This is a genomic window from Paenibacillus alba, from assembly GCF_013204855.1.
GTDB classification, from domain to species: Bacteria; Bacillota; Bacilli; order Paenibacillales; family NBRC-103111; genus Paenibacillus_E; species Paenibacillus_E alba.
This window is the reverse complement of the sequence record NZ_JABMKZ010000017.1, coordinates 47,253-68,691: the sequence shown is the minus strand read 5'-3', so window position 1 is coordinate 68,691 and position 21,439 is coordinate 47,253. Positions and strand designations below refer to the sequence as shown.

Below are 21,439 nucleotides of genomic sequence, written 5' to 3'. Positions count from 1 at the left end.
GTGGATAACTTTGGGAGGGGATACCATCAGGCAATCCATTCGACTGCGCTTATCGCTGCTTTTTTTCATCACGATTGTGATCCCGATTGTCGGTATTGTGACGCAGCTGCCCTCCTATTATCTTCATCTGATCAAAGAACAGGAGTCCTCTCTGCTGGAGGGGACTTTGACGGCTCTAACGTTTGATATTCAAACGTATTTGGACGATTTGGAGCGCATGACGGTTACGCCGTATTTGAACAACGAGGTTATGCGCGCTTTGAAGCTGAAATCCACGTCCCAGTGGAATCAGTTAACGCCTTTCGAGCAGTATGAAGCGGAAGAAATGCTCAACAAGACGCTGCCGAATTATTTGAAGAATATGCGCAAAGACATACTGGGAACCATTCTGCTGCCGATGGATGGTTCTGTTTATATTACACCGCCCAACAGCTACTCGGATCAAGTGGTCAAAGGCTTTCCGTTTGCGGAGCAGGATTGGTATCAGAAGGCGGTCAAGGCAGATGGGAACGTAGCTTTCACAGGTGTCCATCAACAGAACTATTTAAATCTTGCAGGCACCGAGGTGTTCTCTGTCGCTCGTCTCATTAAGGACCCTGATTCCAGCCGTCCGCTGGGCATCATTATGGCGGATGCCGATTCGGTGCTTCTGGATCAAATGATGAAAGGCATCCGTCTCAGTGACGGGGCTATTGTGGTTATTCTTGACGACAATCAGCAGTTAATCTACGCGAATCATCCAATTTCCCCGGAGCTGCAGCAGCAGGTCGCCTTGGGCAGTCATACCGTGACAGCGGTGGATGCATCCTACTCGGTCGTCCGCGAAACGATCAGCCGCTCCAAATGGTCGATTGCCATCCTCTCGCCGGAGGCGTTCCTCCAAGCCCATTTGCAGCGCGTGTATTGGCTGGGGTTTGCTTTCGCAGCGAGTGGTCTGCTGATCGCGCTCTTCCTGTATTTCACGGTATCCCATTGGATCGTGACTCCTTTTAAGCAGATGATTCAAGTGATGAAAAGGGTGCAGCGCGGAGACTTAACGACCAGCTATCACGTCAAAGGCAACGATGAAATTTCGCAGTTAGGCATGAATCTGAATACGATGATTTCGAAGCTCGGAGAGCTGATTGATCGGGAATATAAGGCTGTACTAGGCAAGCGAAATGCCGAATATCGGGCGCTGCAATCGCAGATCCAGCCTCATTTTCTATATAATACGCTGAATGGCTTTATCGGGCTGAATCGTACGGGACAAAGCATGCAGCTGGAACGCGCTATTCTCTCTTTGAGCGGCATGCTGCGATACACGCTAGAGCATAATGACTGGGCACAGCTGCAGGAGGAAGTTGAATTCATCAATAAGTATTGCAGTCTGCAAAGGGTACGTTTCGCGGAGAGAATGCAAGTGCATATCAGCTGTGATCCCAACGCGCTTTCAATCCGGATTCCCAAGCTACTGCTGCAGCCGATCGTGGAGAATGCCATTATTCATGGAATTGAGCCGTGTGATCATGTATGTGAGCTGCGCATGGATATTCAGTTTCAGCCGATGATGGATAACGGTCAGGAGGAAGGAATTGTCCTTATCGAAATCAGTGATAACGGCGTAGGTTATGACTCCGCAGCAGCGCAAGAGGGTTTGGGGATCCGCAATGTTAGAGAACGCTTACAGTTATCTTTCGAGGGTGCTTCTATGGTGCTTAGCAGTAAGCAGAATGAGGGAACGACTGTCCTGATCCTGATTCCTCTAAAGGATGTGAAACGAGCATGAAATTTATCATTGCAGATGATGAGCATCTGATTAGGGCCAGTATCCGAATTATGATTCAGGAAGTAGAGACCTCCTGGGATCTCGTGGGGGAAGCATCGAATGGAGAGGAACTGCTGGAACTGGTCCAAGAACATAAACCAAGTGTAGCGATTATTGATATTCGAATGCCAAGGATGAGTGGACTTGAGGCCATGCGGCTGGGGAAAATTATTTCTCCATGTACGAAGTGGATTATTCTGAGCGGCTACTCAGACTTCAGCTACGCGCAGGAGGCTGTGAAACTGGGGGCATCCGAATATTTGCTGAAGCCCATCAATCCGGTTGAACTAGAACGTGCCTTGACGAATACGGCAAAGGACAACAAAGAGTTCATCCGCATGCTGAATCAGCAATTTGAGAATAGCTTGTTTGCGCTTTGTAATGGGCTCACGTCTCTGAAATTCGAGGAGCTGGACAGCGTCTTCGTACAAGGCTGGTTTGTTGGCGCCATTTGTTTGTTTGACACCACGATGACGGGAAGAACACTGTCGGACCTGATGTGCGTCTTCTATGATGAGCTGCGCTTGCGAATGAACCGCCAGCTTGTATATGGCATGAATTTCGCAGTCGTTTCGCTGCCGAGTGGCGATATGGCCGCAATCGGTTCTTGGGACCCATCGAAAGGCGTAGACTGTAGGGATCAGATGCGGCACTTCTTCGGCGCGTTGGATGATCTTGCTCAGAGCTACCGACGGGAGGGAACGGCCGTTACGATCTTGCAGACCGGAGATTGCCACGGCTTTGAGTCGTTAAATATGCAGCTTGTTCAGCTTGGGCAATGGAGCCATCTTCGTGTCGTCTGCGGAATTGGGCGGCGTGTGGGGTATGAGGAATTGGAAGCAGAAGCGAGCGTACCGGCGAAAGTTAAAGTCAGCCAACTGTTCTGCTCGATCAAGCACCATCTGCATTTTAGAGCGTACTTGAATTACCAGACTGCTGTTGGTGAAATGGAAATTTTGTTTCAACAGGATCAGCGGCTGACTGTGGATCAAACCAAACAAGCCGTTCAGCTGTTTATGCAGCATGCTCTTGGCATTCGGCTGGCAGGCTCCTCCTCTGAGGAGGAGGTTATCCGTGAGCTGCGGAGCTTGGGAGAGCTTCGGCTGCTTGAAATTAAGCCAAGAGAGCCAGTCACGGCAGATTTCATTGAACATGTCGTCCAATATATCGAACAGCATTATATGGATGATGTCGGTATTGGCCAAATTGCCCATCAACTGAACGTATCCGCCAACTATTTAAGCACGCAGTTTCATAAAAAAACAGGCACACCGTTTGTGAAATATTTGACGAATATCCGCATGCTGAAAGCGAAGGAGCTGCTGCTCAACACGAATTTGCAGGTGAAGCAAATCGCGGAGAAGGTGGGCTATTACAGCACGCGGCATTTCACCAAGCTGTTCGTGGAGAACTGCTCCAGCTACCCGTCCGACTTTCGCAAAAGTCAGGTCTAATTAAATCATTTGCGAGAATTTGCGGTATTGCTGTGCGGAAATGCCTTCCCACTTTTTGAACATCCGGCTGAAATAGTGAAAGTCCTCATAGCCGATTTCCATCGCGATGGCTTCGATTTTATCATCGGTTTCGCGAAGGAGCCGCTTGGCTTGCTGGTGGCGAATGGATTGCAGATATTTATTGGGACTCATGCCCATACTATCTTTAAACAGCTTACTCATATAGTCTTCATGAACATTGATGAAAGCGGCCATCTCGACATTGGTCCACTTTCTTCGATAATGCGCTTTCAGTTCATGAGCTAAATGATGTAAGCTTTCTTGATATTTGGGGTGATGGACCCGGTTGGTTTCATCATGATGGCGGATAAGCAGCGTGAGCATTTGCAGCATAAGCCCATTGCAGATCATTTCGTAGCCTTGCTTCTGCTCATTCGTTTCCTGAATCATGGCCTCCATTAGCGAAACGATAGCCGGGGGCAGATGAATCGCATATCGGAAAGGCAGAATCGGGTTGCCTTCTATATAAGGCATAGCACAGAAGGATTCTTCATAGGGATTGTTCTCATCTACGACGAGTTCTTCCTGCTTCATGTGCAAATCATTGAAGAAATCGAAATGGATGCCTAGTAGCTGCACACAGGGCTCTGTCAGAATTTCAATTCGATGATGCACGCTGGCTGGCAGAAACAACAGATGCTCCGCGGGAACGAGGAAAGACTCGCCAAGCAAGGTCACTCGAATATCCCCCTGCATGACATAGAGGAACTCATAATCATACATGCGTCGTGACCATTTGAACTGAGGCGTTCTCTGATGCATCTGTGCCCAATGCACGCTCGGAGACAGCTCCCGATAAGTGGCATGCCGAATTGCGGGAAATCGATCCGTCACTGTATTCACCATCCAACAGGTAGACTGATGTATCAAGTTGCATTTCCCATTTTATCACACATCCGATTGGTGTAAGGGGATAATTCTAAGGTCATTAATTTTTGGTTCCTTTTCTCATAATTGGGGTATTATTAAGGTGATCTTATTAAGGATGGCGGTGTTGTTATGTGGTATGCACTAAAGAGGTTTTTAATCGGTCAGCCTTTAAAATCTAACGAATTAGGGGAGCAAAAGCTGAATAAAACGAAGGCTTTAGCCATCCTGTCGTCAGACGCTTTATCTTCAGTTGCCTATGGACCCGAACAAATACTCATTGTTTTGATTACCGTGAGCGCAGTAGCCTTCTGGTATACGATTCCGATTGCTGTTGGCGTGCTTATTCTTCTGCTGGCGCTTATCCTGTCCTATCGTCAAATTATTTTCGCCTATCCGCATGGCGGCGGGGCGTATGTCGTATCGAAGGAAAATCTCGGTGTGAACGCAGGATTGATTGCCGGAGGCTCCTTATTAGTCGATTATATTTTAACCGTTGCGGTCAGTATTTCCGCGGGGACGGATGCCATAACCTCAGCCTTCCCGCACTTGCATCCTTACAATGTGGAGATTGCGGTTATCCTCGTCATATTCATAACGATCTTGAATTTGCGGGGGATTACAGAATCAGCTTCCATACTGGCTTATCCGGTATACTTGTTTATTCTGGCTTTGATCATCTTAATTATCGTAGGCTTATACCACATCTTAACGGGAACTGTGTCACCGGAACTACATGCCTCTTTGGGTACTCCTGTTGCCGGTATTTCCTTATTTTTGCTGCTAAAAGCGTTTGCCTCAGGGAGTTCCGCCTTAACCGGTGTCGAAGCGATTTCCAATGCAATTCCCAACTTTAAGGATCCTGGTCCGAATAATGCCTCCAAAACGCTAATAGCGATGGGGCTCTTGCTGGCGATTTTATTCTCGGGAATCGTCTATCTGGCTTATTATTACGGCATTGCCCCAAAAGCGCAGGAAACGGTTGTCTCTCAGATAGCTTCTCAGACGTTTGGACGTAATGTGATGTATTATTTCATCCAGGGGACCACAGCCATGATCCTCGTGCTCGCCGCGAATACGGGCTATTCGGCATTTCCGCTGCTGGCTGTTAATTTGGCCAAAGATAAATTCATCGCAAGAATGTTTACGATTCGAGGAGACCGCTTAGGTTATTCCAATGGGATCATTTTTCTGGCGGTAGCGTCCATCCTGCTCATCATCGCCTTCAAAGGGAAAACAGAACATTTGATCCCGCTGTACGCTGTTGGGGTATTCATTCCCTTTACGCTGGCTCAAACGGGGATGCTGGTCAAGTGGATACGTGAGAAACCCAAAGGCTGGGTGCTGAAATTAACGATTAATTTGGTCGGAGCCTTGATCAGCTTTACGGTTATGATGATTTTCTTTTTAACTAAATTCGGTCAAGTGTGGACGGTTTTAATCTTCCTGCCCTTGATTGTGTTCATCTTTCATCAAATCAAAAAACACTATGAGGCTGTCGGCGAACAACTCCGTATCACTACCTGTGAACCGACGATTCCGATCGAAGGCAATATCATGATCGTGCCTGTTGCGGGGATTACGCATGTTGTGGAGAATTCCCTGAATTATGCAAAGTCGCTCTCACCGGATCAGATTATTGCCGTCTATGTTGCTTTTGATCGGGATGCGGAGAAGCAATTCGAAGAGAAATGGCAGACTTGGCAGCCGGATGTCCGATTAGTCACGCTGCATTCCCATTATCGCAGCATTATTCATCCCTTGACGAAATTCATAGACACCGTTGAACATAAAGCGAATGAGTCGAATTTCCGGGTAACCGTCTTGATTCCGCAGTTTATTCCCAAGAAAAGCTGGCACAATATCCTCCATAACCAGTCCAGCTTGCTGATTCGCGCTTTCCTGCTGTATCGACGGAATCTAGTCGTAACGACCGTTCCTTACCATTTGAAAAAATAGCTGGAACGGACATCGACCAATTCCTTCCATAAGTTAACTTCCGCTTAGGCATTCGTTCATGCAAAGCAGCCTTGATTTGAATACAGTAACACAGTGAATCAAGGAGGCGAATGTACAATGCCAGTGAAAAACGGAGGTCAGTATATTGAACGAATAAATAAGAATATGCCTGAAATCTGGTTAGCGGGTGAGCAGGTGAAGGGGGAGATATCGGAGCATAAAGCGTTCAAGGGGCTTATGGCGACTCAGTCAGCCATGTATGATATGCAGCTGGAAGATAAATTGAAAGCCAAAATGACATATGCTTCGCCGCTGACAGGAGATCCAGTGGGGCTATCCTTCTTGCAGCCCAAGACGAAGAAGGATCTTGCTGCAAGGAGAGAGATGATGCAGATATGGGCGAATGCGCATCACGGCTTCCTGGGCCGCGCCCCCGATTATATGAATACATCCCTAATGGCGTTCGCTTCCGCGGCAGGTTATCTTGAAGAGGAAAACCCGCAATATGCTTCGAATTTGAGACAGTACTATACCTATTGTCGTGAAAATGACATCACACTTTCGCATGTGTTTATCCAACCTAAGGCAAGCAGATGGCCGAGCTTTATGAAGTTTTTTGAAGAGTCGTCTGCCGCTCGTGTCATGGAAAAGAATAAGGATGGCATCGTGATCCGCGGAGCTTTTCTATTAGATACGCAAGGGGCTACCTCGGACGAAATTCTTGTGTATCCAACACCACTTCCCTGTGAGGGCGATGAGGAGAATCCGCTTGTATTTGCATTTGCTGTGCCGAGCAACCTGCCTAAGGTCCGGTTCATCTGCCGGGAAAGCTTCGTAGGCGGAGAATCTACGTTTAATTATCCGCTAAGCTCCCGCTTTGAGGAGATGGATACGCTTGTCATCTTCGATGATGCGCTTGTCCCGTGGGATCGGGTCTTTATATGCGGAAATGAGGAAATGGCGTACCGATTCTTCGACGAAAGCCGCTTCTTTACTCATGCCAGCACACAGATTATGTGCAAAAACATTGCCAAAACGGAGTTTCTGCTCGGAACCATTGAATCCTTGGTCGAAGCCGCCGGACTGCAGAGATATGAGCATGTGATCGAAAAGGTGACGGAGGTTATCATCGCCTTGGAAACGCTCAAGGCTCTGCAGCTTGCCGCCGAGAAGGGCGCGGCTCTTGACCGGTGGGGCAGTATGCTTCCCAATCGGAAGCCGCTACTGGCCGCTAATGCTTATTTTCCGAAAATATATCCCCGTATGATTGAAATCATTCAGTTAATTGGCTCAAGTGGGCTTATCATGATCCCGGATGAGAAAGATTTTGAAAGCGAAATCCAGGGTCAATTGGATCGGTACTTGAAAGGCATTGGCCTGGATGCCAAAGAGAATGTGCAATTATCCAGGCTGGCGTGGGAGCTGAGCGTCAGCGCATTTGGCGGCAGACAGACGGTTTACGAGCGATTCTTCTTTGGGAATTCGCTCATCGTGAACAGCCGCTTGTATCATGGCTACCAAGGCAGAGAAACGTATAAGCAGCGGGTGCAAGATTTTCTGTCGTAAGCCAACACGGAGAGCTGGCGTTGATGGTCTAAGTGCCGAGAGAATAGCCCCCTAAGGGGGAATAGCCCGGGTAGCCGGGGTAGCCTAAGTAGCCCGAGTAGCCCAAGTAGCCCAAGTAGTTCAAGTAGCTCAAGTAGCCTAAGTAGCCCGAGTAGCCCAAGTAGCCCAAGTAGTTCAAGTAGCTCAAGTAGCCTAAGTAGCCCAAGTAGTTCAAGTAGCTCAAGTAGCCTAAGTAGCCCAAGTAGCTCAAGAAGCCCAAGTAACCCAAGTAGCCCAAATAACTCAAATGACCCAAATAACCTGGATAGCCCCCACTTTACTTGGCCCTGGGTTCTTCATTGAAGTGAGGTACTTTGTCGCTGATTCTGAAAGCCTGCGAAAGTGCAGGTTTTTTCATCGAAAACGGGTGGGACATGGAGAAAGCCTGCGAAAATGCAGGCTTTTTAAGCTTTTTTATCCGGAAATGAAGAAAAGGCCTTAAAAAGATGCATAATCGCAGGCATTTCAAGATTTAGGTTATTTCAAGAACAAAAGGATGCATAATCGCAGGAATTTCACGATTTGAGAAATTCCAATTGCCAAAAATGCCAGACAGAGGTCCGGCAGGCGAAAAGTCCCCTGCAAACTCGAACGCAGGCCTCATTATACCTAGGCTATAATGAGACGGATTCCGCCTACAGCCTTTCTGTAAGGCGTATGGTTGAACCTGAAAGTGCGTTTGGCGAAATGCAAAACAACCGAGGATTTCGGCGATTTCTGCTGAGAGGATTCGCTAAAGTGAGCCTTGAGGTAGGTTGGCGTTCCCTTGCTCATGTCCTCAAGTAGATTTATCTGCTTTTTTGAGAAAGCCTCTTTTTCGTGCCATATCTTGGTGCTCTGCATGTACTCGTCCCATGAAAGCACGTAGCTCCTCTTCCGTTTCACATACAGCCGCGTGTTCCAGCCATACAAAGAACTTCTTTTTCAGCACAGCTGAAGCATGAAGGGGATAGGTATCCCGGGATTTTATGATATATAGCCCTGGGGAGGCTTCTTTCCAAGGTGATTTGAACATCGTTCGGATCGATAGGCGGCTGCGATGGTTCCAATCCTCGTCGCTTTGTTTCTTGCGGATGGATTGATACATATTCATGAGGATATAGTGATCACATACTTCGATCCAGTGGCTGCAGCCGGACAGTTTCGCATTCTCTAAGATTTCGGTCCTTTCGTTAGCGAACCAATAGCCGATAATCACAGGGAATTGATGCTCCTCTTCCAGCCATACAACGCCAAACCATTCGTAAGCCAAATGGATCGGATTCAACAGGTGGGGAACGATTCCTAAATAACATTGGCGAGAGGAAGCCATGGCAAATCTCCTTCTGACTGGTTTATGGGTATTGCCGTCACATGCATGAAATCATCGTAAAGGAGAACGGCATAAAAAGGGGGTAAAGAAACGAGAGCAACTTATAAAAATAAAATAAAAATGCTGAAAATGGGAGTAAACGGAAGCAGCAAGGAGTAAAATCAATGCAACTTTTATTTGGGTACGCTTCCATTCGTTCAAATGCCGCAAAAAATAAAAAATAGGATACTTCACTCTGTTTTACAACAATGGCTGAAAGGCGTAACATTCGTCTCAACAACATCACAGTTTGTTTCAAGGCGCTGCAAAGAAGCCTGAGGGTAGAGATTCTCTGCAATTAGGCTTTTTTTTATCGTTCAAAAATTAGAGGAGAGTGAATCGATTATGTATCCCGAACCCCTGTCTGTCCTCGATAAAGAGGAATGTACCGCCAAACTTACTCAGGCGTGCAAGATCACCCGTATTGAATGTTTCCGATTTGACTGCGAACTATCGGATAAGCTGCAGCCCGGTCATGGCAATGACTGCCATTGCGGTTTGCTGACGATTTCAACGAATCTCGGAACGAATGGCTTAGGGGAATTCGTCATTCCTTGTGAGAGCCTGAAAGGGGATTTCGTGCAATGGGCTGTTGTGTTCCAAAAGCTCAAGGGACTTACGCCTGAGGATGGTTTGGCTTACATTCATCAGAAAGAAGAGGCATGGGGAACGGTTCGAACACAGCTCATGGAATCCGCTTTGATGGATCTATCCGAGAAGCTCGAACACTCGGCAGCAGGCAAAAAAGAACGAAGCTTTCCAGGGAACCGCACTTATTTATTCGACCATTCACAAACGTATATTTCTTTCTAGGGTTCCCCAAAAGAGCACTTCCTCTGCGTATTTAGCGAGGAGGTGCTTTTTTTCATGCGCTGCTGCTGGGAATCAAGCTGATTTTTATGCTTTTTTTATACGCTGGCTATCGATTCTTTACCTCATTTTTATACGGTTCGGCGTTACAATGATTCAGGAAAGGGGGCGGTGATCGTCATGCAAAGTGATTTTTTGCTGATAGCTGCGCCAACCAAGGCAGGCGAGGACTTTATGAAGCTGGTGAAGCTGGCTGGCCTTCCTTTTATTGCATTATCCAACAACAAGATGGAAAGACTCAAGCTAGAAGGGCAGGGAGTGAAGCAAATTATGCAAGTGGATACGTCGAGACCGGAGACCTTCCTCATTCCCGACTATCCGATCGGAACCGTCATTCTGTTCGAGGAGAGCTTGCCGCTGTGCTGCAGGTATATCCAATTATGTCGAAGCCTGACATCCAGACCTATCTATGTGATTACGCAAAGCGTAAATCCCAGATTGATCTACAAAGGGCTAGGCGCGGACTATGTGATCTACTCTAAAAATGGTGATGTCAAATTTCTAATATCATCTCTAACTTGAAGGAGGTGCTCTATGTACAACGATGTGACAATACTCCTATTGATGGCAATACCGTTTTTAGCATTTTGGGGATTTATGAAATTTTGTGAGAAAGCATAGGAGGCATTCATATGATTGTGATTGGATTACTTGCCAGTGCCCTCGTGGTGTATCTGGGTTTTGTCTTAGTGAAACCGGAGAAATTTTAATAATCAAATATGAACTTATGTAAGCAAGGGGAGAACCTACTATGGGTATGGGATTGTTGCAAGTAGTCGTCACACTGGGGATTATCATGCTTTTGGTGAAGCCAGTGGGGAGTTACTTGGTGAAAGTTTTTGGATATGAAAAAAGTGGCCTTGATCGCATATTTGGTCCCATTGAGCGTGTAACCTATCGCCTAATGGGTGTGAAAGAAGAAGAAGCGATGGGATGGAAAAAGTATGCAGGAGCTGTGCTTCTAGTCAATTTTGTCATGATGCTGCTCATGTATGCCGTGTTCCGGCTGCAGAAGTATTTGCCGCTTAATCCCGATGGGCTCGGCAATGTATCGCCGACGATTGCTTTCAATACAGCGACTTCCTTTATTACAAATACGAACTGGCAAGCCTACAGCGGTGAGAATACTCTGTCCTATCTCTCACAGATGGTGGCGATTACGTTCCCGATGTTTACGTCGGCAGCAACTGGATTCGCAGTAGCGGTAGCTTTTATTCGCGGATTAATTGGTCGTCAAGACAATCTAGGGAACTTTTATGTGGATATGACGAGAGCTATTATACGGGTGTTTCTGCCGCTTAGCTTCATTGTTGCATTAGTTTTAGTTTTTCAAGGTGTGCCGCAAACCTTGCTGGGAGCTGTTCAAGCGACAACGCTGGAAGGAGCTCAGCAAACGATAACGCGCGGCTTAGTTGCTTCTTTTGAATCCATTAAGCATATCGGCACCAATGGCGGCGGCTGGTTCGGTACGAACGCTGCGCATCCTTTTGAGAATCCAACACCGGTAACCAACTTCATCCACATTCTATGTATGATGCTGCTGCCTACCTCTCTGGTATACGCATTTGGGTTAATGATCAAAAATAAAAAGCAAGGCTGGACCGTATTTGCTGCCATGGGCATCATCTTCTTGGTCATGCTCGCTACGGTGTTCTATGCCGAGTATAAAGGTGTGCCTGCTGTTGATGCCATGGGCGTGCACGGGAATATGGAAGGCAAGGAAGTTCGATTCGGACTCTCGGAAACGGCTCTTTTTGCAACAGTTACCACGGCAGCCACAACAGGCAGCGTAAATGCCATGCATGAATCGCTCACACCGCTGGGAAGCATTGTTCCTATGGCAGAAATGATGCTGAACAATGTCTTTGGCGGCAAAGGGGTGGGCTTGCTGAATGGGCTGCTCTATCTGATCTTATCCGTGTTCATATGTGGACTTATGGTCGGTCGAACGCCGGAATTTCTGGGCAAAAAGATCGAAGGCAAAGAAGTGAAATTAGCTGCGATCGCCATTCTGACGCATCCGCTCATTATTTTGGCACCAACCGCATGGGCACTTTCCCGTCCTGAATCCGTCACATCGATAGCGAATCAAGGTCTCCACGGACTTTCGGAAGTGTTGTATGCTTTCACCTCAGGTGCAGCGAACAACGGCTCGGCATTTGGCGGTCTAAGTGCGGGCACGAACTTCTATGCGATTAGCATCGGTCTTGTCATGTTAGTAGGACGTTACATTTCGATTATCGCCATGCTGGCTATAGCAGGTTCACTGGCTGTCAAGCGGGTGGTTCCTGTGACAACGGGCACGCTGCGCACGAACACACCGTTATTTATGGGTATTTTAATCATGATTATTTTAGTTATCGGTGCTCTAACGTTCTTCCCGGCGCTGGCCTTGGGTCCGATTGCTGAACATTTGGCAGCGCGTTAAAGATAGACGTAGTAGAGAGGGAGGATTGGCATGGCTGTGGAACGTAAAAAAACACTAACAAAAGATATTTTAAATCAAGCGATCATAGATTCCTTTAAGAAATTAAACCCTGGGGTGATGATCAAAAATCCGGTGATGTTTGTCGTTGAGGTAGGAACGGTTATTACTTTCCTGCTTTCCTTTGTACCTGATTTGTTTGGCTCGACGGAAGTAGGCAGGGGTTATAATATCGCGGTATTTCTGATTCTGCTGTTCACTTTGCTGTTTGCTAATTTCGCTGAAGCTTTGGCGGAAGGACGAGGCAAAGCACAGGCCGATTCGCTGCGAAAGACTAAGTCTGACACGATGGCTCGTGTTGTTCAGAAGGATGGTTCTTATAAAGAAGTATCTTCTACGACGCTTCGTAAGGGAGATATCGTTCGCATAGAAATAGGAGAAATAATCCCCTCCGATGGAGAAATTATTGAGGGTTTAGCTTCTATTGATGAATCCGCCATTACGGGCGAATCGGCTCCGGTCATTAAAGAAGCTGGCGGTGACTTCTCCTCGGTTACAGGGGGGACACGGGTCGCCTCAGACTATATCGTGGTCAAAGTAACGACCGATCCCGGCGAATCGTTCTTGGACCGCATGATTGCGCTCGTCGAAGGCGCCAAACGGCAGAAAACGCCGAATGAAATTGCGTTGACGACGCTGCTTGCTGTGTTGACGCTTATCTTCTTAATCGTCATTATGACCATGGTCCCGATGGCACAGTATTTGAATGTGAAACTGGAGATTTCTACGCTGATCGCATTGCTCGTGTGTCTGATTCCGACGACCATCGGGGGGCTTTTATCCGCTATCGGTATTGCCGGTATGGATCGTGTGACCCAGTTCAATGTTCTTGCGATGTCAGGCAAGGCTGTTGAAGCTGCCGGTGATATTGACACGATGATTCTTGATAAAACAGGAACGATTACCTTCGGGAATCGGATGGCTTCCGAGTTTGTACCCGTGAGTGGCGTGCCAGCCAGAGATATTACTTTTGCAGCGCTGCAAGCATCTGTCAAAGATGAAACACCAGAAGGGCGCTCTATCGTAGAGCTTGCCAATAAATTGGGTGAAGCTTGGCAGGCTGGTGCCTATGAAGGGGCAGAAGTGGTAGAATTCTCAGCCGAGACGCGGATGTCAGGACTTAATCTGACAACAGGTCTGCAAATTCGCAAAGGTGCGGTCGATGCGATCAAAAAATACGTAGCTGCTTTGGGGGGCAAGATTCCCGCTGATCTAGAGACGATCACGAATCGCATTGCCAAGGCTGGCGGCACTCCGCTCGCTGTTGCGGTTAATGAACGGATTTACGGTGTTATTTACCTCAAGGATACGGTGAAACCGGGCTTAAAGGAACGATTTGCTGAATTGCGTGCCATGGGGATCAAAACCGTCATGTGTACGGGAGATAATCCGTTAACAGCGGCAACAATTGCCCTTGAAGCAGGGGTAGATGAATTTATTGCCGAGGCAAAGCCGGAAGATAAAATCGCCGCGATTAAGAAAGAACAGCAGGAAGGCAAGCTGGTCGCGATGACCGGCGACGGAACGAATGATGCGCCAGCGCTAGCTCAGGCCGATGTTGGCCTTGCGATGAACTCAGGCACGATGGCTGCGAAGGAAGCGGCCAATATGATTGACTTGGATTCCGATCCGACCAAGCTGCTCTCCGTCATTTCGATTGGCAAGCAATTGCTGATCACACGAGGCGCTTTAACGACGTTCTCGATTGCCAATGATATAGCGAAGTACTTCGCTATCATTCCAGCGATGTTCATTCTGGCCATGCCGCAGCTGCAATCTCTCAATATTATGAATCTGGCGTCGCCGGAATCGGCTATCTTATCCGCGCTGATTTTCAATGCGATTATTATCCCGCTGCTCATTCCTATTGCGATGAAGGGTGTGAAATACCGGGCGATGTCGGCGAATAGATTGTTGTCCCGCAATGTGCTGTTGTACGGTATTGGCGGTGTCGTGGTGCCGTTCATTGGCATTAAAATCATTGATATGGTCCTTCATGGATTAAACATCGTATAAAGAGAAAGAGAAACGAGGAGATATCGTTATGAAATCGGTTTTTATAGCTATTCGTGTGTCAATCGTATTCATGATCGTCTGTGGGCTTATTTATCCACTTGCAACGACAGGCGTTGCTCAGCTGCTATTCTCTAAGCAGGCGAATGGAAGTCTCATTGAATCTGGCGGTACCGTCATCGGGTCGGAACTGCTGGCTCAAGGCTTTGAGTCACCGAAGCTGTTTCATCCTAGGGCTTCTGCGGCCAATTACGATCCAACCGCCTCTTCAGGCTCCAATATGGCAGTAGCTTCAAGCGATTATGCGGCGGCAATGGCAGAGAAGATTGATGCTTTGAAAAAGGAAAATCCAGCGCTAACGGATATCCCCGCTGATGTCGTGACGGTGTCTGGCTCCGGCTTCGATCCTGATTTGTCGCCGGAAGGGGCCAAAGCTCAAGTGCCTCGAATCAGCAAGGAAACCGGGATTGCGGAGCGCAGTCTGAATGACTTGGTGGATCGGTTCACCAAAACGCGTCAACTGGGCCTATTCGGAGAGCCAAGAGTCAATGTCACGGAATTAAATATGGAACTGCTTAAGCAAGTGAAATTGTAATCAGCAGACAACCACTCTCGTTATTAGAGAGTGGTTTCATGTCTTTTTAGGAAGAAGGGAGAAGGATGCTGTCTTGGAGGGCTTCAAAAGAAAAACACCGGAAGAGATTCTGTTATCGATCTCTAAACTGCATCGCGGCAGCCTGAAGATCTATATCGGAGCCGTTAGCGGATCAGGGAAGACCTACCATATGCTGCGGGAAGGACATAACCTTAAGCAGCAGGGGATCGACGTGGTGATCTGTGCGGTATCCACCCTGCAAAGGCCGGAAACGGTGGAGCAATTAGGAGATTTGGAAAGGGTCCCGAGCATTCATTGGATCAAAGACGGCGTTGAGCAAAAAGATCTAAATCTGGATGCACTAATCGAAAGAAACCCCGAGGTTGTTCTGGTAGATGGATTAGCCCATTGTAATCGGAACGAAGCCCAATTTCCCTCCCGTTTGGATGATATTAAGTTTCTGCTTTCTCATGATATTAGTGTTATTACAACGGTAAATGTGTATGAGCTGGAAGAGGCGATGGAGCTCGCTCATAAGCTGACGGGGATTGAAATGGGACCCTGCGTGCCTTCGGATACGTTGGAGCTTGCGGATGAGGTGCGTTTAATTGACGCCACGCCGGAAACGATCCTGAATCGCCTGGAAGAAGGACACTTGAAAGGAAATCGGGATGCGGCCCTGTTCAAACGCGGGAATTTAGGCGTGCTTCGTGAGCTTGCCCTCCGCCTTGTCGCCGAGGATGTGAATGATTCACTGGAAGCACACCGGGAAGAGATGGGCTATCTGGGGCCTTCCGGAGCAGCGGAGCGCATCCTGGTAACGACGCAATATCACTGGAATGGCTCCATCTATGTGCGCAGAGGGCAACAGATCGCGAAGCGGCTGAATGGCGATTTGCACGTGGTTACCTTGCGTAAATTCAATAAGCCGCTCACCAAAGAAGCAGCGACCTTTCGCCGATCTATGATGAAGCTTGTGCAGAAAGTAGGCGCCAAATTCGAAGAGCTGCCGCTTCGCTGCCGCCGCGGCATTCCGCGCACGCTGGTCGATTACGCGATCTCCCATAAAGTAACACGTCTGGTAATGGGACATTCCAGACAGACGAAGTGGCAAACCTTGCTGCAAGGCTCCGTGATCAACGGTATTTTAAAAAGAACCCGAAATATCGATGTGTTTCTGGTGGCAGATCGCGCTTCTCAAGAGGGAGAGCGAATCCTGCCTGCCCATATTCAGACGCAGAAAGAGCCTTACAAGTACAAACGGCTGAGCAAGCAGGAAGTGGATGCAAAAATTGAGAAGATTAAGCGCGGCAGATTCAAGGTGTATATCGGGGCTGCCCCGGGTGTTGGTAAAACCTATACCATGCTGCGGGAAGGAAATGATCTTCTCAAAAAGGGGATTGATGTCAAGATCGGCTTGCTCGAAACGCATGGAAGAAAAGAAACCATCGCTCAGATTGGTGATCTTGCTGTGCTGGCGAGAGCAGAAATTATGTATCAAGGGGTCAAATTGGAGGAGATGGACACAGCAGCCATACTTCGCCAGCGGCCTGAAGTCGTATTGGTTGATGAATTGGCCCATTCGAATGTGCCGGGGAGCAAGAACAAGAAGCGGTATGAAGATGTGCTCGACATCCTGGAAGCGGGCATTTCGGTCATTGCAACGGTGAATGTGCAGCACTTGGAAAGCTTGAATGATGCCGTTGAGCAAATTACCGGAATACGGGTGCGGGAGACGGTTCCGGACAGTATTCTCCGCACGGCGGATGAAGTCCAATTGATCGACGTTGCCCCCCAAGCCTTGCAGCTTCGCATGCGAGAAGGCAAGATTTATGCGATGGTCAAAGTGGAGCAGGCGCTGAATAACTTCTTCAAAACAGGCAATTTGATCGCCTTGCGAGAATTAGCCTTGCGGGAAATTGCAGACGATGTGGATGAACGCTTAGAATCGATGGAGCGCAAAAGCTCTCTTCGCGGTCCCTGGAGACGCAAAGAAGTCATCTACGTCTGCATCACGGAAATTCCGCAAGCCGATCGCTTAATTCGCCGCGGCTTCCGCATTGCCCATCGCTTAAAAGCAGCATGGCATGTGAGTGTCATTGCCGCTCGCGGCGGTGAGGGATGGGAGCAAAAGCTCGATGTGATCGAGAAGCTCACTATGCGGCTGGGCGGCGAGTTTTCATTTCAGGAAGTGACGAATCGCAAACAGATTCCAGCTGTTTTCGCCGCGCAAGCCAGCCGCGCAGGTGCGACGCAAATTATTGTATGGAAAGATGCCATAACGAAAAAGCTTCTGCCGCTCGCGAATCACATGGATGTTCTCATTGTAGCCGGTTATGAGGCGTGGCAAATAGCTGGAAATAAGGTAAAATGATAGCATGATGAATAAAACGAATGGCTTGGCAAGCTGGAAATCTTATGTAATAACCAGTCTTTTTATTGTTGTTTTGACCTTGTTTTTAAAAACGTTTTTTGCTTTTCTCGGCTTGGTCAATATCGCACTTCTCTATTTATTTCCTGTGCTTCTCAGTGCAGTACGTTGGGGGAGAGGCCCCTCTTTTTTTGCTGCGGCAATAGGTGTTATCTCATTCGATTTTTTATTTGTTCCTCCTGTTTTTAGTCTAACTGTTGCTGATTTGCGTTATGTGATTTCATTTCTCGTCTTCCTATCCGTTGCAGCTCTTACGGCAAGCTTGGCGTCCAGACTAAGGAATCAATTCCATCAAGCACAGCAGAGGGAAGCGGGCACAGCTGCGCTGTATGCGCTTAGCCGCAAAATTACGGCGATTTCCGATGTAGACGTTTTGCTCAATCAAATCGTGCAGCATGTCTCCGATACGCTGGGCGCGAAGGTTGCTATTATTTTGCAAAGCTCAATAGGAGAACAGCAGGTAGAAGCCTACTCCCGGGATGGCTTGGAGTGGGCGAATGAGGAGTCGCATTTGTCCATCGCGGCGTGGGTTTACAAGCATCATGCCCGAGCTGGGCGGGGCACACAATCCTTGCGAGAGTCATCGGACCTTCACGTCCCCTTAGAGACAGATGGTCAGGTGCATGGTGTCATGGCTGTGGATGTCGGAGATCACGGGATGTCGGAAATGCCGGAGCTGATCCGGATCATCGAAGCGCTCTCGGATCTGGTTGCCGTCGCGATCTCGCGCGTCAAGCTGGCGAATGAAGCCAAGGTGGCTCAGCTCACCGCCGAATCGGAAAAGCTGCGAACGGCTCTGCTCGACTCCCTGTCGCATGAGCTAAGGACGCCCCTTGCTACGATCATCGGGTCCGTTACCGGATTATTGGAAAGCGAGGCGGTCTTCAGTCCCGAAGATCGGCGTGAGCTGCTGCTGACCATTCGCGAAGGCTCCACACGGATGAACAGATTGGTGGGCAACCTGCTGGGCATGGTGCGCATTGAGAGCGGTATGCTGCGCCTGAACAAGCAGTGGTGCGGCATGGAGGACATTGTTGGCGTTGCGCTTGCGCAGCTGAAGGATTCCCTCCAGCATCGCAAGGTCAGCATCCGCTTGGCAGCGGAGCTTCCTTCGGTTCCGCTGGACGAAGTGCTGATCGAGCAAGTGCTGATCAATGTCATTAGCAATGCCATCAAATATTCACCTGAAGGCAGCGAGATCGTGATCGAAGCTGAGCAGCAGGGAGCGATGCTGGAGCTAGTCATCCGAGATAAGGGGACTGGGATTGCCTCGAGCGATTTGGCGCGAGTGTTCGAGAAGTTCTATCGCGGGCAATTAACCAAGCATATTCCCGGCACCGGCCTAGGGCTCGCTATTTGCAAAAGCATAGTAGAAGCTCACAATGGATATATTACAGCGACCCTGAATGGAGAACAAGGAACGGCGATTCATATCTGCTTGCCATTGCATTTCGCAGAGAGAGAGGAGGATGGGGATGACAGCAGGAGCGAAGATTTTGATCATTGATGATGAACCGCAAATCCGCAAATTATTGCGTGTTACCTTGACGGCACATGGCTTTGAAGCTTCGGAAGCGGCGACAGGCCAAGAGGGCATGCTGCAGGCAACGATGGTTCGGCCTGACCTGATTGTACTGGATCTGGGTTTGCCGGATATGACAGGCATGGAAGTCCTTCAACATATTCGTGAATGGTCGCAGGTGCCGATTATTATTCTCACCGCCCAAGATCAGGAACAGGATAAGATCGCGGCTTTGGACCGTGGTGCTGATGATTATGTCACGAAGCCTTTCGGCATGGGAGAGTTCATGGCTCGGATGCGGGTAGCACTGCGGCATATTGCCAAAACACAGGATGAACCCGTGCTTCGGCTCGGACCGCTCGTCATTGATTTATCCCAGCGTATGGTGGAGCTTCAGGGAGAGAAGCTGAAGCTGACACCCACGGAGTATGATCTGTTAAAAGTGCTCGCCCTCAATGCCGGACGTGTTATGACGCATCGCCAACTGCTTAAGCAAGTATGGGGCGGTCATCAATATGAATCCGACAGCCAATACCTGAGGGTATATGTGGGACATTTGCGGAAAAAAATCGAGGAAGACCCAACAAGACCCCAATTAATTCTAACGGAGCCGGGGATCGGCTACCGATTCATGTGGCAGGAGCCGCCTTTATAGGTAAAAAAGGCTGTCCCGAGGTGCCTAACGGCAGGGACAGCCATCTATCGTGTTCAAGCCAAGGCTCCCTTTAATGGGAGCTTTTCGTCTTTCTTCGGCCGAATAGCGAAGAGAGCAATGGCGCTGGCGACTACGCTCAGTCCGGCGATTATGAAAAACATCAGCGATGGTGAGCTTTTGACTAGAATAGAAGCCAAAGGCGGACCAATGGCTACGCCAATGAACCGCATGGAGCTGTATATCGACGTAATGGTTCCCCGTTGTTCTTTCTCAATTCCCTCGGTAATCATCACATCAAGGCAAGGCAGAGCCGCGCCGATGCCAATACCCGCAAGGCTGATTAAAGTTATGAGCACGTAGGTGGAGGTTGCCCATCCGCAGACAAGAAGGCTGCCCGTTAATAGAATCAATCCGGCAAAAATAATCCACTTCATGAGGCGCTGATTCCTTCCGATCAGCTTGCCCGTTGCAAAAGAAGCCAAGCAGAGAGCAGCAAGCGGAATAGCCAGCAAGCATCCTTTTATTACACCCACAACGTGTACTTTATCTTCCAAAAGGTCGGACAAATAAGTTAAAACACCGAATATGACAAGCATGCAGACACAGCCAATTGCGAAGATGGCATAGAGCCAGCGGCCATTGTTTTTGAATATCGTTTTGATGTTGGACAGGTACCCTGCAAAGGAGACCGGATTTGCTTGTTCGGTGCTCTTGGCTGGAGGCTTTACCAGAAAGAGAACAAGCAGCATCGAGATCAAACATAATAACGGAATGAACAGAAACGGCAAAAACCAGATCGCCATAGCCAGGGCAGAGCCCAAAATAGGGCTAAGCACTTTGCCAAAGGTATTGGCTGTTTCGACAAGGCCAAGACCGCTGCTAACGTCACTTTCCTTTTTGAAAATGTCACCTACTAAGGGAATGACAATAGGAAATGCGCCAGCCGCGCCTATCCCCTGAATGAAGCGGCCAATCAGCATGATGATATACGGTTGATCCATCCACCATGCCGCTAATCCTGAAAGCAGTCCGCCGATCCCCGTAATGATTAAGCTGGGGATAATGACGATTTTCCGACCAAATCTGTCGGATAAATAGCCGGCAATCGGGATTAAAAGGATCGCTATGGCGGAATATACCGTAATCAGCAAGCTGACTTGAAGTGAAGTGACGCCTAATTTACTCCTTATTGCCGGAAGCACCGGAATCAACATGGAGTTTCCGAGGGTCATGATGAGTGGGATGGACGCTATTGATAATAGTTCTTTCTTATTTGATTTCCCCATAACGCAGCCTGACTACACCTCGCAATATGATCTCGTATCGTTCATTAAAATAACCGAACCGAGGTCATATTATCCATGATTTATTTCTGGCGGACGGACCAGCAAGGGGTTGTCGTATAGGCAAGAAGCTTTGAGCCTGCCTTTTTGGGAGGCTCAGCGCCTGTTGGTGGAGAACGGCTTGCTATTGTGGCTGAGCCTGCTTTTTTGGAAGGCTCAGCACCCAAAAGTGGAGAAAAGGCCAGCTAATGTGTTAGAGCCTGCCTTTTTGGGAGGCTCAGCGCCTGTTGGTGGAGAAACGGCTTGCTATTGTGGCTGAGCCTGCTTTTTTGGGAGGCTCAGCGCCTGTTGGTGGAGAAAGAGCTTACAACTGTGCTTGAGCCTGCCTTCCTGGGAGGCTCAGCGTCTATAAGCGGAGAATGGGCTAGCTACAGTGATTCCAAGCGTAAAAAAAGCTGCCCTCAATCAGCCTTATCTACCGA

The 21,439-nt window shown here is 48.5% G+C and carries 18 protein-coding genes; 14 read left to right on the top strand and 4 right to left on the bottom strand.

Going from position 1 to position 21,439, the window contains the following annotated elements:
* The first annotated feature begins 10 nt into the window (after positions 1-10).
* Both HQN90_RS20780 and HQN90_RS20775 read left to right on the top strand, forming a co-directional pair.
* The gene (locus HQN90_RS20780; protein ID WP_173222201.1) at positions 11-1,768 is read left to right on the top strand and encodes a cache domain-containing sensor histidine kinase; all 1,758 of its coding nucleotides are present in this window, start codon (positions 11-13) and stop codon (positions 1,766-1,768) included.
* Complete coding sequence (locus HQN90_RS20775) at positions 1,765-3,261, top strand: response regulator (protein ID WP_173222199.1); 1,497 nt, start codon at positions 1,765-1,767, stop codon at positions 3,259-3,261. Before HQN90_RS20780 ends, HQN90_RS20775 begins: the two co-directional genes overlap by 4 nt.
* Here the strand turns inward: HQN90_RS20775 and HQN90_RS39675 are convergent, their stop codons facing one another.
* Positions 3,262-4,155 carry a helix-turn-helix transcriptional regulator gene (locus HQN90_RS39675; RefSeq protein ID WP_173222197.1) on the bottom strand — a complete coding sequence of 298 codons (894 nt, stop codon included), beginning with the start codon at positions 4,153-4,155 and terminating at the stop codon, positions 3,262-3,264. It abuts the gene before it with no gap.
* A gap of 165 nt (positions 4,156-4,320) precedes the next feature.
* Between HQN90_RS39675 and HQN90_RS20765 the strand changes: the two genes are divergently transcribed.
* Complete coding sequence (locus tag HQN90_RS20765) at positions 4,321-6,147, top strand: APC family permease (protein ID WP_173222195.1); 1,827 nt, start codon at positions 4,321-4,323, stop codon at positions 6,145-6,147.
* A gap of 117 nt (positions 6,148-6,264) precedes the next feature.
* On the top strand, positions 6,265-7,713 hold the full coding sequence (gene hpaB / locus HQN90_RS20760; protein WP_173222193.1) for a 4-hydroxyphenylacetate 3-monooxygenase, oxygenase component: 1,449 nt from the start codon (positions 6,265-6,267) through the stop codon (positions 7,711-7,713).
* A 28-nt stretch (positions 7,714-7,741) separates the two neighbouring features.
* Here hpaB and HQN90_RS20755 read toward each other — a convergent pair whose 3' ends face one another.
* The gene (locus HQN90_RS20755) at positions 7,742-8,008 is read right to left on the bottom strand and encodes a spore coat protein (protein ID WP_173222191.1); all 267 of its coding nucleotides are present in this window, start codon (positions 8,006-8,008) and stop codon (positions 7,742-7,744) included.
* A gap of 266 nt (positions 8,009-8,274) precedes the next feature.
* Between HQN90_RS20755 and HQN90_RS20750 the strand changes: the two genes are divergently transcribed.
* Positions 8,275-8,538 (top strand): transposase, encoded by a 264-nt coding sequence (locus HQN90_RS20750; RefSeq protein WP_246362680.1) that lies wholly within the window; start codon positions 8,275-8,277, stop codon positions 8,536-8,538.
* Here the strand turns inward: HQN90_RS20750 and HQN90_RS20745 are convergent.
* Positions 8,531-9,064, bottom strand: coding sequence for a hypothetical protein (locus tag HQN90_RS20745; RefSeq protein WP_173222189.1), 534 nt, complete (start codon positions 9,062-9,064; stop codon positions 8,531-8,533). The genes HQN90_RS20750 and HQN90_RS20745 overlap by 8 nt on opposite strands.
* 384 nt (positions 9,065-9,448) lie before the next feature.
* Between HQN90_RS20745 and HQN90_RS20740 the strand changes: the two genes are divergently transcribed.
* The 9 genes from HQN90_RS20740 (at position 9,449) to HQN90_RS20700 (ending at position 19,674) form a co-directional block, all read left to right on the top strand.
* Complete coding sequence (locus tag HQN90_RS20740) at positions 9,449-9,916, top strand: hypothetical protein (RefSeq protein WP_173222187.1); 468 nt, start codon at positions 9,449-9,451, stop codon at positions 9,914-9,916.
* A 177-nt stretch (positions 9,917-10,093) separates the two neighbouring features.
* Positions 10,094-10,495: a hypothetical protein gene (locus tag HQN90_RS20735; RefSeq protein WP_216855396.1), complete on the top strand. Its 402-nt coding sequence runs from the start codon at positions 10,094-10,096 to the stop codon at positions 10,493-10,495.
* 110 nt (positions 10,496-10,605) lie between these two features.
* On the top strand, positions 10,606-10,683 hold the full coding sequence (locus tag HQN90_RS39990; RefSeq protein WP_079414868.1) for a potassium-transporting ATPase subunit F: 78 nt from the start codon (positions 10,606-10,608) through the stop codon (positions 10,681-10,683).
* A 47-nt stretch (positions 10,684-10,730) separates the two neighbouring features.
* Positions 10,731-12,401, top strand: coding sequence for a potassium-transporting ATPase subunit KdpA (gene kdpA / locus HQN90_RS20725; RefSeq protein WP_173222349.1), 1,671 nt, complete (start codon positions 10,731-10,733; stop codon positions 12,399-12,401).
* A 30-nt stretch (positions 12,402-12,431) separates the two neighbouring features.
* Positions 12,432-14,474 (top strand): potassium-transporting ATPase subunit KdpB, encoded by a 2,043-nt coding sequence (gene kdpB / locus HQN90_RS20720; RefSeq protein ID WP_173222185.1) that lies wholly within the window; start codon positions 12,432-12,434, stop codon positions 14,472-14,474.
* A 28-nt stretch (positions 14,475-14,502) separates the two neighbouring features.
* A complete protein-coding gene (gene kdpC, locus HQN90_RS20715) occupies positions 14,503-15,066 on the top strand; it encodes a potassium-transporting ATPase subunit KdpC (protein WP_173222183.1) in 564 nt (187 codons plus the stop codon).
* A 73-nt stretch (positions 15,067-15,139) separates the two neighbouring features.
* The gene (locus tag HQN90_RS20710) at positions 15,140-17,440 is read left to right on the top strand and encodes a histidine kinase (protein ID WP_173222181.1); all 2,301 of its coding nucleotides are present in this window, start codon (positions 15,140-15,142) and stop codon (positions 17,438-17,440) included.
* Between the two features lie 4 nt (positions 17,441-17,444).
* Positions 17,445-19,004 carry a DUF4118 domain-containing protein gene (locus tag HQN90_RS20705; protein ID WP_246362678.1) on the top strand — a complete coding sequence of 520 codons (1,560 nt, stop codon included), beginning with the start codon at positions 17,445-17,447 and terminating at the stop codon, positions 19,002-19,004.
* Complete coding sequence (locus HQN90_RS20700) at positions 18,973-19,674, top strand: response regulator (RefSeq protein WP_173222179.1); 702 nt, start codon at positions 18,973-18,975, stop codon at positions 19,672-19,674. Before HQN90_RS20705 ends, HQN90_RS20700 begins: the two co-directional genes overlap by 32 nt.
* Positions 19,675-19,727: 53 nt before the next feature.
* Here the strand turns inward: HQN90_RS20700 and HQN90_RS20695 are convergent, their stop codons facing one another.
* On the bottom strand, positions 19,728-20,960 hold the full coding sequence (locus HQN90_RS20695) for a bacillibactin exporter BcbE (RefSeq protein WP_173222177.1): 1,233 nt from the start codon (positions 20,958-20,960) through the stop codon (positions 19,728-19,730).
* Positions 20,961-21,439 lie beyond the last annotated feature (479 nt).

Bases quoted from the DNA above. Each gene is read 5' to 3' on its own strand.
- hpaB (WP_173222193.1), top strand. From the start codon at position 6,265: ATGCCAGTGAAAAACGGAGGTCAGTATATTGAACGAATAAATAAGAAT.
- HQN90_RS20745 (WP_173222189.1), bottom strand. From the start codon at position 9,064: ATGGCTTCCTCTCGCCAATGTTATTTAGGAATCGTTCCCCACCTGTTG.
- kdpC (WP_173222183.1), top strand. From the start codon at position 14,503: ATGAAATCGGTTTTTATAGCTATTCGTGTGTCAATCGTATTCATGATC.
- kdpA (WP_173222349.1), top strand. From the start codon at position 10,731: ATGGGATTGTTGCAAGTAGTCGTCACACTGGGGATTATCATGCTTTTG.
- HQN90_RS20740 (WP_173222187.1), top strand. From the start codon at position 9,449: ATGTATCCCGAACCCCTGTCTGTCCTCGATAAAGAGGAATGTACCGCC.
- HQN90_RS39990 (WP_079414868.1), top strand. From the start codon at position 10,606: ATGATTGTGATTGGATTACTTGCCAGTGCCCTCGTGGTGTATCTGGGT.
- HQN90_RS20700 (WP_173222179.1), top strand. From the start codon at position 18,973: ATGACAGCAGGAGCGAAGATTTTGATCATTGATGATGAACCGCAAATC.
- HQN90_RS20765 (WP_173222195.1), top strand. From the start codon at position 4,321: ATGTGGTATGCACTAAAGAGGTTTTTAATCGGTCAGCCTTTAAAATCT.
- HQN90_RS20775 (WP_173222199.1), top strand. From the start codon at position 1,765: ATGAAATTTATCATTGCAGATGATGAGCATCTGATTAGGGCCAGTATC.
- kdpB (WP_173222185.1), top strand. From the start codon at position 12,432: ATGGCTGTGGAACGTAAAAAAACACTAACAAAAGATATTTTAAATCAA.
- HQN90_RS20705 (WP_246362678.1), top strand. From the start codon at position 17,445: ATGATGAATAAAACGAATGGCTTGGCAAGCTGGAAATCTTATGTAATA.
- HQN90_RS20735 (WP_216855396.1), top strand. From the start codon at position 10,094: ATGCAAAGTGATTTTTTGCTGATAGCTGCGCCAACCAAGGCAGGCGAG.
- HQN90_RS20695 (WP_173222177.1), bottom strand. From the start codon at position 20,960: ATGGGGAAATCAAATAAGAAAGAACTATTATCAATAGCGTCCATCCCA.